This is a genomic window from Streptomyces sp. CB02959 (assembly GCF_002803155.1).
In the GTDB taxonomy this organism is placed as follows: domain Bacteria; phylum Actinomycetota; class Actinomycetes; order Streptomycetales; family Streptomycetaceae; genus Streptomyces.
Map to the genome: position 1 here is coordinate 1 of NZ_NNBP01000002.1, position 13,929 is coordinate 13,929.

A 13,929-nucleotide genomic window follows, 5' to 3' on the forward strand; every position below is an offset into this window, starting at 1 on the left:
CGCCAGCTTGGAAACGGCTCAGTGGTTCTGGGACCAGTACACGACCGACGAGGCCGAGCGCGCCCAGATCACCGCCTCCCCGCTGCGCGCCACCACCGACCAGCTCACCGGCCTGCCCCCGGCCCTGATCACCACCGGAGAGGCCGACGTCCTGCGCGACGAGGGTGAGGCATACGCCGCCAACCTCCGCACCGCAGGCGTAGCCGTGACCGCCGTCCGCGTCCAGGGCGGTCATCCACGACTTCGTGATGCTCAATGCTCTACGCCCCACCCACGGCGCCCAGACCGCCATCACTCCGGCCACCGACACCCTCCACACCGCGCTCCACCCGGCCTGACCCGCTGCGCGAGGCACAGGGCACGCCGGTACGGGTCGCCTGCCGCTACGCGAGCCGGTGATAGCTATGGCCCCGAGGTTCATCAATGTCGGCCGGCACGTACCTGTCCACGCGGCGGGTGAGTTCATCACGGACCGCTTCGTCGTTTTCGCGGGCTCGGTCTGCTCCAGCGTGCCCAGCTCGCGCAACGCCTAGAGCTCATCGGCACGGGCCGCGATCCCGGCGGCTTCGCGCAACTCGGCTTCCCGCGCGGCGGCGGCCATGGCGGCGAGCTCGGCCTGGACGACGCCGTCGGTGTCCGGGGCATAGACGGTGCCCGGCACGGCGAGCAGCTGGGCGCGGCGTTCCCACCCCGCGAGCTCCGCCCTGCCGCGGATGTCGTCGGCCAGAAGGCTCATGAAGATCTTGGTGAGGGGCTGTCCGGCCGTAGGCCGGGCAGCCCCTGTTTGCTATGCGGTGGCCGGGGCGAGTTGCCAGCTGCCGCGGGTGTGGGTGAGTCCGAGGTTGGTCGGTCGGCGGAGGTTGAGGGCGGCGGCTCGGGTGTGAAGCCAGATGTTGTTGTTGATGGTTCCGCGGTAGCGGAGTCTGCGGTTGCCGTGCTGGACGAGCCAGGCGACGGCGCGTTCGACCGGGGGCCGCCAGCGGCGGTAGTCGGTTTGCCAGTCCGGGTCGGTGGCGGCCTGGCGGCGGGCGGCCGCTTGCAGGTCGTGCCACGACCCGCTCCGGTCGGCGCACCGGAGGCCTCCGGCCGCGCCCCGGCCAGGGCTGGGACGCGCTGACGGCCTCGGAGCGCAAGGTGGCCCGGCTGATCGCCGCAGGTCACACCAACCGGTTGGCCGCGGCCGCCCTCCTCGTCTCCCCGCACACGGTCAACACCCATCTGGCGTCGATCTTCCGCAAGCTCTCGGTGCACTTCAGGGTCCGCCTGGCCCGGATCGTGCTGGCGGAGGGCGACCCCGGGACAGCCACCGCCGACTGAGCGAGCTCTGCGCTCCCGTGCAAGGTGTGGTGCGCCCCACGCCAACAGGAGGCGCCAGGCCGGTCCTAGCGTGACGGCATACCGCGCCGCTTCGACGCGCGGACCAGCCGACCCGAATCGAGGAAGCGAGCCATGCCGTACATCACCGTGGGCCAAGAGAACTCCACCGCCATCGACCTCTACTACGAGGACCACGGCACCGGGCAGCCGGTCGTCCTCATCCACGGCTTCCCGCTCGACGGCCACTCCTGGGAGCGGCAGACCGCCGCGCTGCTCGACGCCGGCTACCGCGTGATCACCTACGACCGGCGCGGCTTCGGGCAGTCCTCCCAGCCGACCACCGGCTACGACTACGACACTTTCGCGGCCGACCTGAACACCGTGATGGAAACCCTCGACCTGAACGACGCCGTCCTGGTCGGCTTCTCCATGGGTACCGGCGAGGTCGCGCGCTACGTGTCCACGTACGGCTCCGGCCGGGTCGCCAAGGTCGCCTTCCTGGCCTCGCTCGAACCCTGCCTGCTCAAGAGCGACGACAACCCGGAGGGCGTCGCCCCGAAGGAGTTCTTCGACGGCGTCGTCGCCGCCGTCAAGGCCGACCGCTACGCCTACTACACGGCCTTCTTCAACGACTTCTACAACCTCGACGAGAACCTGGGCACCCGCATCAGCGAGGAGGCCGTCCGCAACAGCTGGAACACCGCGGCCGGCGGCGGCTCCTTCGCCGCGTCCGCCGCGCCGGCGACCTGGTACACCGACTTCCGCGCCGACATCCCCGCCGTCGACGTGCCGGCCCTGATCCTGCACGGCACCGCCGACCGCATCCTCCCGGCCGAGGGCACCGCGCGCCCCTTCCACAAGGCCCTCCCGTCCGCCGACTACGTCGAGATCGAGGGTGCCCCGCACGGTCTGCTGTGGACCCACGCCGAGGAGGTCAACAGCGCCCTCCTCGCCTTCCTGGCGAAGTGACGCCACACCGTTGACCCGTCGGGTGCCGCCGGAGCCCCCGGCGTCGCCCCGGCCCCCTGGTTCCCCTGCGCAGGAACCGGACGAGTTTCAGGAGAGCAGACACCCCATGCAGTTCGGCATCTTCACCGTCGGGGACGTGACACCCGACCCCACCAACGGTCGCACTCCGACCGAACACGAGCGCATCAAGGCGATGGTCGCCATCGCACTCAAGGCTGAGGAAGTCGGCCTGGACGTCTTTGCGACCGGCGAGCACCACAACCCGCCGTTCGTACCGTCGTCACCGACCACCATGCTCGGCTACATCGCCGCCCGGACCGAGAAACTGATCCTGTCCACCGCCACCACGCTGATCACCACCAACGACCCGGTGAAGATCGCCGAGGACTTCGCGACGCTCCAGCACCTGGCCGACGGCCGGGTCGACCTCATGCTGGGGCGCGGCAACACCGGTCCGGTCTACCCGTGGTTCGGACAGGACATCCGCCAGGGCATCAACCTCGCCAAGGAGAACTACGCGCTGCTGCGCCGGCTGTGGCGCGAGGACGTCGTGGACTGGGAGGGCACGTTCCGTACGCCGCTCCAGGCCTTCACCTCGACACCGCGGCCCCTGGACGGCGTCCCGCCCTTCGTCTGGCACGGATCCATCAGGTCCCCCGAGATCGCGGAGCAGGCCGCCTTCTACGGCGACGGCTTCTTCCACAACAACATCTTCTGGCCGGCCGACCACACCAGACGCATGGTGCAGCTGTACCGGCGCCGGTTCGCGCACCACGGTCACGGCCGACCGGAGGACGCCGTCGTCGGCCTGGGCGGACAGGTCTTCATGCGGAAGAATTCCCAGGACGCCGTACAGGAGTTCCGGCCCTACTTCGACAACGCACCCGTGTACGGCCACGGCCCGTCGCTCGAGGACTTCACCGAGCAGACCCCGCTGACGGTGGGCTCTCCCCAGCAGGTCATCGAGCGGACCCTGTCGTTCCGGGAGACCGTCGGCGACTACCAGCGCCAGCTGTTCCTGATGGACCACGCGGGCCTGCCCCTGAAGACCGTTCTGGAACAGCTCGACATCCTCGGCGAAGAGGTCGTGCCCGTGCTGCGGAGGGAATTTGCGAAGGGGCGTCCGGCCGACGTGCCGGAGGCCCCCACGCACGCGTCGCTTCGAGCCGTCCGGGAGGTGTCCGCGGCGTGAAGCTGATCGTCGTCTCCGCGGGGCTGAGCACCCCCTCCTCCACCCGCCTGCTCGCGGACCGGCTGGCCGAGTCGGCCCGCGACGAACTCGCCGCCCGGGGGCACGCGGCGTCGACCGAGGTCGTGGAGCTGCGCGAACTGGCCGGCGACATCGCCAACCATCTCGTGACCGGCTTTCCACCGCCGCGACTGAACGCCGCGATCGACGCGGTGACGGCGGCCGACGCCCTGATCGTCGTCACTCCCGTGTTCGCGGCTTCCTACAGTGGCCTCTTCAAGTCCTTCTTCGACGTGATCGATCCGGACGCCCTCAGCGGGAAGCCGGTCCTGATCGCGGCGACGGGTGGTACCGCCCGCCACTCCCTGGCCCTGGAGCACGCCGTGCGCCCGCTCTTCGCCTATCTCCGCGCCGTCGTCGTCCCCACCGCCGTGTTCGCGGCCTCCGAGGACTGGGGGTCGGGGGGAGACGAGTACACCGACGGCCTGCCCGGCCGCGTCCGCCGGGCCGGCGCCGAGCTCGCCACGCTCATGGCAGCGCGCCCGGTCCGGGAAGAACCCGAGGACGACGTCACCGTCCTCGAACGGCAACTCGCCGACCTGCGCTTCGACTGAGACGGGCCCCTGGCCCGGGCGACGGCGGGGTGGTTCATACTGATCCGCCGTACCGCACGCGGCCCGGGCCCGTCCCGTGCGGCCCGGGCCGGCCCCCGGGGGTCCGACGAGGACGCTTCGCATCAGCGGAGGAAGCCTTCGTAGTTGCGCTGCTGGAGCTGGCTCTCGATCTGCTTCACGGTCTCCAGGCCCACACTCACGATGATGAGGATGCTCGTCCCGCCGAACGGGAAGTTCTGGTTCGCGTTGAACAGCACCAACTCCACTGTTGGTACGAGTGCGATCAGCCCCAGGTACAGCGAGCCCGGCCATGTGATCCGGTTGAGCACGTAGCTGAGGTACTCGGCCGTCGGGCGACCAGCCCGGATGCCTGGAATGAAGCCACCGTGCTTTTTCATGGTGTCGGCGACTTCTTCCGGGTTGAAGCTGATGGCCACGTAGAAGAAGGCGAAGAACACGATCAACAAGACGTACGCGGCGAGGTAGACGGGGCGGTCTCCCTTGGTGAAGTTGGTGGCGATCCAGGTCGCCCATGCCGCCTTCGACCCGCTGAACTGTGCGATGAGCGCCGGGACGGAGAGCAGCGACGACGCGAAGATAACGGGAATCACACCTGCCTGGTTCACCTTGAGCGGGATGTAGGTGGACGTACCGCCGTAGGACCGGCGACCGATCATCCGCTTCGCGTACTGCACCGGGATGCGCCGCTGCGCCTGCTCGACGAAGACGACCAGGGCGACCATTGCCAGGCTCACCAGGATCACCGCGAAGAACTCGATCCAGCCGTCGGCGAGCTTGCCCTGGAGCTTGACCTGCCACAGTGCGCTCGGGAAGCGGGCCGCGATCGAGATGAACATCAGGATCGACATGCCGTTGCCGATACCGCGGTCGGTGACCAACTCACCGAGCCACATGGTCAGGCAGGTGCCGGCGGTCATCGTGATGACCATCGTGATGGTGATGAAGACCGAGCTGTCGGGCACGATCTGGCGCGTGCAGCCCTGGAAGAGCGAACCGGCGCGTGCGGCGGATACCAGGGCGGTGCCCTCCAGGGCGGCGAGCGCCACGGTCAGATAGCGGGTGTACTGGGTGATCTTTGCCTGGCCGGACTGCCCCTCCTTCTTGAGGGCCTCCAGGCGCGGGATCACCACGGTCAGCAGTTGGAGGATGATGCTCGCCGTGATGTACGGCATGATCCCCAGCGCGAAGACGGAGATCTGCAGCAGCGCACCACCGCTGAACATGTTCACCAGGCCGAACAACCCGCTGTTGGCGTGGGTCCGATCCATGCAGAACTCGACGTTCGCGTAGTTCACCCCTGGGACGGGGATGTGCACTCCGATCCGGTAGAGCACGATGATGCCCAATGTGAACAGCAGCTTCTTGCGCAGGTCGGGCGTCTTGAACGCTCGGGCGAACGCGGTGAGCACGGTGCCTCCTGCGCCTCCCGCCACTTTTGGGGCCGGGAGGCGACGGTCTTGAGGATCGATGAATACGTAGCGGCCGTACTGTGCGGAGCTCGCCCGCACGGCGGGTTCCGAGGCAGGCCCCCGTAGCCGACTTGGTTGCCCAGGGTGCGGTGCGCGCGCAAACGAAGTCGCCTTCTCCCTCTCACTCAGGCGCACGGACACTGGGCTTCCGTACACACCCATCGCGACCGCTTGAATGCGGCCAGGGCGCTACCTGGCGGTCGAGCTTTGTGTCCGCGTCGGAACCGGACCGGTAGTTGAGGCGCAGGTCGGCATCGGAACCGGCTTGGGGGGTGAGGTACGGGTGGGCATCGAAGGCTCGGAGCGCGAGGGGTGATAGGGCGTCGGCACCGGCCGGGTGGTTGACGTGCAGGTCGGCATCGGCGCCTTCGTGGCACTGGGCACGGGGCGGGGCGTCGACGGCATCGGGACCGATTCCGCGGGGGTACCGGGGCGGCGCTGAGGACTGGTGGGGCCGTCCTGAGCGAAGGAGCTCGGCAGCACCATCAGTCCGACTCCGAGCCCCGCAACGGTCAGCACGGATCCGGTGGCCGTCCAGGCCGCCCGGGCCCGCCGGCGTGCGCGAACGCCGGCGTGCAGTCGGTCTCGGTGCCGGTCCTCATAGAGCGTGTCCTCCTGGCTGTCGCGCATCATCCGCGCCAGCTCCTGCTCGAAGTGATCCATAGCTCCCTCTTCACTCCACCGGCTCTGCCTCAGCCAGAAGCTGACGCAGCCGTGCAACGCCGCGGGTCGTCAGAGAACGGGCGGTACCCACCGGACAGCCCAGCACCTCCGCGACATCCCGCTCGGGCAGGTCCTGGTAGTAGCGCAGCACCACCGCAGCCCGCTGCCGCGCCGGCAGCAACGCCAACACGGCCTCCAACCGGGTCTGCTCGTCCACGGCAGCGGTCTCATCTGCCACCTCGGGCGGGTCGGGCAGCTGGTCCACAGGGTGCTCGCCCCACCAGCGACGCCGTGCCGAGCGAGCCGCAGCACGGGCCAGGACCCTGCGCACATACGCCTCGGGCGCCGCCTTGGCCACCTTTGGCCAGGCAAACCACAGTTTGACGAGCGCTTCCTGCAGCAGATCCTCGGCCCGGTGCCGGTCTCCACCGGTGAACAGCCGCGCCAGGTGAAGCAACGTCGACCACCGAGCCGCCACGAACCGGTCGAACTCATCGGCCCGCAACTGCCCCATCAGCGTCGCCCCCTCACCTCAACACGCCCCTACACCTTCAATAAAGGCACTGGCCCCTGCCCTGCTATGCACCCCGGCAAGTGACTTGGATCACGCATGCCATCCCGGCCGTGCCCGTGGCGCGACGTGTCCGGGGCCGCGGCGGCAGGTCGGACGGGAGGTCTGCGGGTGGTGGACGAGTCGGTCCGCATGCCTGCGGGCCCGTACACCCCGACGACCAGGACGCGAAGACTGCCAACGAGGTACGCAACGCAGCACCCTTCCCCTGCCCAGGATCGACTCCGAGGGGCGGCCCACTCTCCCGCAGCTCTTCGCCGGCGAGTGCTCCGGGAGCTACACGCTTCGCCTCGCCACGCCTGAGGGCGTCACGTTGGACATCCCGCTCATCGTCGGGGAAACCGCCGCCGACTGACTCGCCGTCCGAGGCGGGCGGGGATGCAGTGCTGCCGGATTCCCGCCGTGTCGGCAGCTCGCCCCGCCAAGTCCCGTGCGGGCCACGCCCCCGCGTGTCACGTTTCGGTAACCTGGCTGAAACCCTTGACGTTTCTCCTGGCTCGTTCCTAACCTCACTGCACTGCTCAACGGCAGTTCCAGCAGTACACGTGCTGCGGCGCTTTCCGCAGTGTTTTGACAGGCATAGACACAGACCACCTGTCGGTGGCTTCGTCGTGCCTTTTTGTGCGTTCCCCGTGCCGCCGGTAGGTCTTCCTCGAAGGCGGATTCATGGCACAACGTTCGGGCGTCAGAGGCGTCGCCGACGTCGTTGCGCTCATCGACGGGCTGGGAAAGATCACCGGCCGGGCGCAGGTCATCTGGTTTCTCGTGTTCGGCGGGCTGTTCCTCGACGCCTACTCGAACGCGGCGCTGAGCGCCGGTCTGGGACCGATGACGTCCCAGATGGAGCTCACCAGCACCCAGGTCTCGATCCTCACGGCCACCGCTCCGGCCCTGGCGATCATCTTCAATCCCCTCGGTGGCTGGCTCGCCACCCGCATCGGCCGCGTTCCCCCGCTCCTCATCGCCAAGGTGTTCGCGATCGCGGGCGGCCTGCTCGCCGCGCTCGCCGGCGACTTCACCGTCGTCTGGCTCGGCCGGGTCCTGGTGGGTGTCGCGTACGGCATCGACTTCGCGGTGGCCATGGCGCTGCTCGCCGAGTACACGCCCGCGAAGCTGGGCGGCCGGCTCAACCTGTGGCAGGCCGTCTGGTACGTCGCCACCACCAGCAACCTCGCCCTGGCCCTGGTCTTCTTCAACCTGGACGTCGGCGCCGACATCTGGCGCTGGTCGGTCGGCTCGGCCGCGGTCGTCGCCGCCGCGCTGCTGCTGGTCCAGGCGCTGATGCTCAAGGAGAGTCCCGCCTGGCTGGCCAGCAAGGGCCGGCTGGACGAGTCCGTCGCCAACCTGGACCGGATCTACGGGATCAAGGCCGTCGCCGGTACGCCCGACGCGGTGACCCGCATCGCGGCCCAGGCACCCGCCATCGGGTTCCGCCAGGCCGGGATCCTGTTCAAGGGCGAGTACCTGCCGCGCACGCTCCTGTCCTCGGTGATCTCGCTCGGGCAGTCGATGCAGTACTTCGCGGTCGGCTGGTACCTCCCGCTGATCAGCCTGACGATCTTCGGGGAGAGCTTCGAGAAGGCCACCATCGGCTCGATGGTGTTCAACGCCTTCGGTATCGCGGGCGGGTTGCTGTCCGCGTACTTCGGCCGCCGCCTCGGGCTGCGGCTCAGCTCCGCCGCCGGTTTCGCCGGGGTCTTCGTGGCCCTGGTGGCGATGGGGCTGACCTTCGGGAAGGCGCCCATGGCCGTGGCGTTCCTGCTGCCGGTGCTGTTCATCCTCTGCCACTCGGCGGGCCCCGGTGCCAACGGCAAGTCCATCGCCGCGCTCTCCTACAGCAGTGACGTCCGCGCGCTGGGCACCGGTGTCACCGGGATGGTCGGCAGCTTCGGCAGCGTCGCCGGGCTGTATGTGTTTCCGCAGATCAAGGACTCGTTGGGCCTCGCCGACACCTTCCTGGTGCTGTCCGCCGTACCGCTGATCGGCCTGATCACCTGCCTGGCGATCAAGTGGGACCCGACGAAGGCCGCCTCGCCCGACGAGAGCGCCGGACCGGGCCGCGACACCACTGCGGCGCCCTCCGCGACCGTGCGCTGACCGCCGCCGGACCCGGCGCACCACACGGTTGGTCGCCTCCTCTCCTCGCCTCTCCCCGCCGCATCCGTCCGCTCCGTACCCCTCCGCACGGCTCACTCGCGATGCTCGAATGAAAGGGCTGCCATGACGCAGACGTTCTCCGGCGCCTCCCCACGGCGCGGTGTGCTGTCCATCGACGAGGGCACCACGGGCACCCGCGCCGGAGTCGTGCTCGACTCGGGCGCAACCCATGAGGTGTTCTACCGGCCGATCAAGGTCAGCCATCCGAACGACCTCGCGGTCGAGCAGGACCCGATGGAGATCTGGACCGCCACCGTCGAGGTGGCGCGCCAGGCTTTCTCCCGGGCGCGCGGGGAGGGCATCGAGATCACCTCGGTCGCGCTGTCCACCCAGCGGGCCACGGTGATGCTGTGGGACCGGGTCACCGGACGGCCGCTGCTGCCCGCGGTGGTGTGGCAGGACCGCCGGTATGCGCACGAGCTCACCGCCTACGAGGCGGAGTGGGACGCCGTCCTGCTGGCCCGGCAGGGCAGGCCGGTCGGCGCCCGCGCCCCGTTCCTCTGGGCCGCCCGGCAGATCGCCGCGCACCCGGAGGTGGCCGAGGCGCACCGGGCGGGACGGCTGCTCTTCGGCACCGTCGACACCTGGCTGATCTGGCGCCTCACCGGTGGCGCCGTACACGCCATCACCCCGACCAACGCCGCGTCCACCGGCGGTTACCTGCTGGACCGGCACGCCTGGGACGAGGAATGGATCGGCCACCTCGGCTTCCCCCTCGACCTGCTGCCGGAACTCCGGTCCGACGACGCGGGTTTCGGCATGACCGACCCGGCCGCCCTCGGTACCGCCGTCCCGCTGACCGCCTCCATGGGTGACCAGCACGCCGCACTCGTCGCGCTCGGCGGTCTCGCCGCCGGGCAGGGCATGTGCATGTACGGGACCGGCGCGTTCGTCGACGCGGCGACCGGCACCACGCCCGCCCTGCCTCGGCCGGACATCGCCGGGGTGCTCGCCCAGCCCGGCCGGCGGCAGCGCGACACCACCCACTACAGCCTGGAGGCGTACACCTCCACCGCGGGTTCGGCGCTTCGCTGGCTCTGCGACGACCTGAGGCTGTTCGCGTCGCCGGAGGAGCTCGGTGAGGAGGCGGGTCGGGTCCGTACCCGGCCGGGCCGCACCCCGCGCTTCGTCCCGGCGCTCGCCGGCGTCCGTACGCCGGTCTGGCACCCGGAGGCCACCGCGTCCCTCACCGGGCTCACCCTCGCCACCACCCGCGCCGATCTCGCCCGCGCCGTGCTCGACGGGATCGCACACTCGGTGTGCGACCTGATCGACGGGGTCGCCGACACCATGGGCACCCCGTTCACCCGGCTCCGGGTCGGCGGCGGGGTCTCCGGCAGCGACCCGCTGATGCAGATCCAGGCCGATCTGACCGGCCTGCCGCTGGAACGGGTCGCCGACTCCGCCACCGCGAGCCTGCGCGGCACCGCGTACCTGGCCGGGGTCGCCCAGGGGCTGTGGTCCTCGCTCGAAGAGGTCGTCGAGGCGCAGCCGCCGGGCCGGATCTTCGAGCCGTCGATCACGGCGACCGAGCGCACCGAGTTGCGGGCCGCCTGGTGCGACGAGCTGACCACCCATCTGAACAACCCCGCGCTTCTCCCGACCCGGGACTGCGCGTCCGCACCTCGCACCCTCCGCTGACGGCCCCCGGCCGTCGCACCGGCGACCCGCACTCGATGACGGGACCGCCGCACCGGAACACCAGGAGTTGATGTTGTGATCACGATGCCCGCCCGGAAACCGCGGCGCGACGCCGCGGCGACCCGCCGGACGCCTCTGTTGCTCGACCGGGCGGCGCTCAAGCGCCGGTTGGCCGACGAGATGTACGACGTGCTCGTCATCGGTGGTGGCATCACCGGGGCCTACGCCGTGCTCGACGCCGCCTCGCGCGGTCTGCGCGCAGCCCTGGTCGAGAAGGACGACTTCGCCTCCGGCACCTCGTCGAAGTCGTCGAAGATGGTGCACGGCGGCCTGCGCTACATCGAGCAGGGCAATGTCAACCTGGTCCGGCACTCGCTCCTGGAGCGCCACCGCTTCCGGAAGAACGCCCCGCACCTGGTGCACCGGCTGCCGTTCCTCTTCCCGATCCTGGAGAAGGAGGGTGTCTTCGACGCCCGCCTCGCCAAGGGCTTCGAGGGCTTGCTGTGGACGTACGACCTGGTCGGCGGATGGCGGATCGGCAAGCTTCACCAGCGGCTCACCGTTCCCGAGGTGCTCGCCCAGGCGCCGACGCTGCGCCCCGAGAACCTCAAGGGCGGGTTGATGTACTTCGACGCCCGCACCGACGACGCCCGCCTGGTCCTCACCATCGTCCGCACCGCGGCCGCGCTCGGAGCGACGGTCCTCAACGGGGCGGCGGCGGAAGGCGTGTTGACGCGGAGGGGCCAGGTGTGCGGGGCCCGGATCGCGGCGGACGGCGACACCCTCGACATCCGCGCGGCGGCCGTCGTCAACGCCACCGGAGTGTGGACCGACGAGCTGGACGCGAAGGCGGACGAGGGCCACCGGCCGCAGGTCCGGCCCGCCAAGGGCGTCCACATCGTGGTGCCGTGGGAGAAGGTGCGGATCAACTGCACGGTCACCGTGCCGATCCCCGGCCGGGCCCGCCGCGCGACCTGCACCCGCTGGGGCAACAACGTCGTGCTGGGCACCACCGACGAGGACTACCGGGGATCCCTCGACGACGTGCACTGCACCCGTGAAGAGATGGAGTTCCTTCTGGAGGGCGCCAACACCGCCTTCGAGGGAGAGCTCGGGCCGGACGACGTGGTCGGCTCCATCGGCGGTCTGCGCCCGCTGGTCGGCGGCAAGGAGGGCGCCACCCTCGACATGCGCCGCGACCACCACATCGCCGTCGGCCGCACCGGCATGGTGACGGTGACCGGCGGCAAGCTCACCACCAGCCGGCACATGGGCGAGCTCGTCATCGACAAGGTGATGACGGTCCTCGGCCGCAAGGGGAAGAGCCGCACCACCGACCTGCCGCTCCTCGGCGGCGCCGGATACGACTCCGAGGCCGTCGCCGCGTCCGGCGGCCTCGCCGCGCACCTGGGCGAACGCTTCGGCACCGAGGCCCGCTTCGTCGGCGACCTCATCCAGGACGACCCGTCGCTGGCCGAGCCGATCGTCGCGGGACTGCCGTACACGAAGGCGGAGGTGGTGTACGCGGCCCGTGCCGAGCTGGCCCGGTCGGTCGACGACGTCCTCTCCCGCCGCACGCGGGCCCGGCTGTTCGCCCGGGACGCCTCCGCCGACGCCGCCGAGTCCGTCGGCGCGATCCTCGGCCGGGAACTGAACCTCACGGAGGCGGAGGTCGAGCGTTCGGTCGCCGAGTACCTCGCAGCCGTCCGTCACGAAAAGTCCGTACTCCTCGAAGGGGCAGCAGCATGATCAGCCGTCAGACCATCACCCACCCGTTCAACCGGGGCCGCTACACCGTCGGTGCCCCCAGCTTCGCCAAGTGGGCGCGGAACACCCCGATCGGCGACGGCGAGGCCGCGCTCCAGGTGAACCCGGTCGAGGTCCCGGAGTCCGTGGTCGAGGCGCTGCGCGAGGCCGCGCACGCGGTGCACACCTCCCGCGAGGAGGTCGTCACCCGGACCCGTGACTGGTGGGCCGGCTCGATGATCGGCGAGACCGAGGGACGTCCGGCGACCCCGAACGCCGTGATCGTCGAGGCGGCCGACGCCGACCAGGTGGCGGCCGTGCTGCGGATCTGCCACGAGGCCGGTATCCCGGTCACCCCGTCCGCGGGCCGCTCCAACGTCACGGGCGCGGCGCTCCCGGTCTTCGGCGGCGTCGTCCTGGACGTCTGCGGGCTGAACCGGATCACCGGCTTCGACGCCGAGTCGAACATCGTGGACGTCCAGGCCGGCATGTTCGGCGACCTCTTCGAGAAGCAGCTCCAGGAGGAGTACGGCGTCACCACCGGCCACTGGCCGTCCGCGTTCGCCGTCTCCACCGTCGGCGGCTGGATCGCCTGCCGCGGCGCCGGTCAACTCTCCACCCGGTACGGCAAGATCGAGGACATGGTCGTCGGCGTCGACGTCGTGCACGCCGACGGCACCCGGGCCACATACGGCGACTACGCCCGCGCCGCGGTCGGCCCGGACCTGCGCCAGCTGTTCGTCGGCTCCGAGGGCACCCTCGGCGTCATCGTCTCGGCCCGGCTGCGGGTCCACCCGCTGCCGGAGTACGCGAGCGCCGCCGCGTACGGCTTCAAGACCTTCGCGGAGGGCCTGGACGCCTGCCGCCGGATCATGCAGCGCGGTGCCACCCCGGCCGTGCTGCGCCTGTACGACACCCTGGAGTCGGGCACCCACTTCGGCCACCCGGAGACCAACCTCCTGCTCATCGCCGACGAGGGCGACCCGGCCATCGTCGACGCCACGCTCAAGGTGGCGAAGGAGGTCTGCGAGGAGTACGGCCCCGAGCTGGACAGCCAGGCAGTCTTCGCACGTTGGCTGGACGAGCGGATGCTGGTCGGCAAGTCCGCCGACGGCTTCGAGCCGGGTCCGGGCTTCGTCGCCGACACCCTGGAGATGGCCGCGTCCTGGACCGACCTGCCGGAGATCTACGACGAGGTCGTCGCCGCTATCCAGGCGGTGGACGGCACCCTGGCCGCCTCGGCCCACCAGTCCCACGCGTACACCGACGGCGCCTGCGTCTACTTCTCGCTCCGCGGAAACGTGGCGCCCGAGTCACGCCGCGACTGGTACCGCTCGGTGTGGGACGCGGCCAACGCCGTGCTCATCAAGCACGCGGCGGCGCTCAGCCACCACCACGGCTGCGGTCTGCTGCGCGGCCCCTACCTGGAGGAATCCCTCGGGGCGGGCTTCGCGACGTTCGTCGCGGTGAAGAACGCCCTGGACCCGGCCGGCATTCTCAACCCTGGCAAGCTGGGCCTTCCCAGCCGCTTCGGTACGTCCCCGCTGAACTGACCTCGGCAGCCACGAACCC

Annotated in this window: 12 protein-coding genes and 1 pseudogene; 9 read left to right on the forward strand and 4 right to left on the reverse strand. The window is 70.3% G+C overall.

Translation table 11 applies throughout. The annotated features are described in order from the left end of the window. Positions 1 to 338: pseudogene (locus CG747_RS03315) on the forward strand (alpha/beta hydrolase fold domain-containing protein); the annotation flags it as partial. 191 nt (positions 339 to 529) lie between these two features. On the opposite strand, the gene CG747_RS49100 reads toward CG747_RS03315, so the two are convergent. Together CG747_RS49100 and CG747_RS50890 are read right to left on the reverse strand one after the other, a co-directional pair. Beyond that, the gene (locus tag CG747_RS49100; protein WP_257980193.1) at positions 530 to 736 is read right to left on the reverse strand and encodes a hypothetical protein; all 207 of its coding nucleotides are present in this window, start codon (positions 734 to 736) and stop codon (positions 530 to 532) included. Positions 737 to 787: 51 nt separating this feature from the next. Beyond that, entirely contained in the window at positions 788 to 1,156 is a 369-nt protein-coding gene (locus CG747_RS50890) for a transposase (protein WP_374701739.1), read from the reverse strand. Here CG747_RS50890 and CG747_RS03330 point away from each other — a divergent pair. From CG747_RS03330 to CG747_RS03345, 4 genes are all read left to right on the forward strand, one after another. After that, entirely contained in the window at positions 1,114 to 1,317 is a 204-nt protein-coding gene (locus tag CG747_RS03330) for a helix-turn-helix transcriptional regulator (RefSeq protein ID WP_219621417.1), read from the forward strand. The genes CG747_RS50890 and CG747_RS03330 overlap by 43 nt on opposite strands. 132 nt (positions 1,318 to 1,449) lie before the next feature. Then, entirely contained in the window at positions 1,450 to 2,286 is an 837-nt protein-coding gene (locus CG747_RS03335) for an alpha/beta fold hydrolase (protein ID WP_100600085.1), read from the forward strand. Positions 2,287 to 2,392: 106 nt separating this feature from the next. Beyond that, positions 2,393 to 3,478, forward strand: a complete 1,086-nt coding sequence (locus CG747_RS03340; protein WP_100600086.1) for an LLM class flavin-dependent oxidoreductase — start codon at positions 2,393 to 2,395, stop codon at positions 3,476 to 3,478. Beyond that, positions 3,475 to 4,089, forward strand: a complete 615-nt coding sequence (locus CG747_RS03345) for an FMN reductase (protein ID WP_100600087.1) — start codon at positions 3,475 to 3,477, stop codon at positions 4,087 to 4,089. Before CG747_RS03340 ends, CG747_RS03345 begins: the two co-directional genes overlap by 4 nt. A gap of 122 nt (positions 4,090 to 4,211) precedes the next feature. Here CG747_RS03345 and secY read toward each other — a convergent pair whose 3' ends face one another. Then, the gene (secY, locus tag CG747_RS03350; protein WP_100600088.1) at positions 4,212 to 5,519 is read right to left on the reverse strand and encodes a preprotein translocase subunit SecY; all 1,308 of its coding nucleotides are present in this window, start codon (positions 5,517 to 5,519) and stop codon (positions 4,212 to 4,214) included. A gap of 733 nt (positions 5,520 to 6,252) precedes the next feature. Further along, positions 6,253 to 6,756, reverse strand: a complete 504-nt coding sequence (locus CG747_RS03355; RefSeq protein WP_100600089.1) for a SigE family RNA polymerase sigma factor — start codon at positions 6,754 to 6,756, stop codon at positions 6,253 to 6,255. Between the two features lie 723 nt (positions 6,757 to 7,479). Between CG747_RS03355 and CG747_RS03360 the strand changes: the two genes are divergently transcribed. From CG747_RS03360 to CG747_RS03375, 4 genes are all read left to right on the forward strand, one after another. Next, the gene (locus CG747_RS03360; RefSeq protein ID WP_100600090.1) at positions 7,480 to 8,910 is read left to right on the forward strand and encodes an MFS transporter; all 1,431 of its coding nucleotides are present in this window, start codon (positions 7,480 to 7,482) and stop codon (positions 8,908 to 8,910) included. 123 nt (positions 8,911 to 9,033) lie between these two features. Further along, positions 9,034 to 10,611, forward strand: a complete 1,578-nt coding sequence (locus tag CG747_RS03365) for an FGGY family carbohydrate kinase (RefSeq protein ID WP_100600091.1) — start codon at positions 9,034 to 9,036, stop codon at positions 10,609 to 10,611. A 75-nt stretch (positions 10,612 to 10,686) separates the two neighbouring features. Beyond that, entirely contained in the window at positions 10,687 to 12,360 is a 1,674-nt protein-coding gene (locus CG747_RS03370) for a glycerol-3-phosphate dehydrogenase/oxidase (protein ID WP_100600092.1), read from the forward strand. Further along, positions 12,357 to 13,910, forward strand: coding sequence for an FAD-binding oxidoreductase (locus CG747_RS03375; protein ID WP_100600093.1), 1,554 nt, complete (start codon positions 12,357 to 12,359; stop codon positions 13,908 to 13,910). The genes CG747_RS03370 and CG747_RS03375 overlap by 4 nt, the downstream gene beginning before the upstream one ends. Positions 13,911 to 13,929 lie beyond the last annotated feature (19 nt).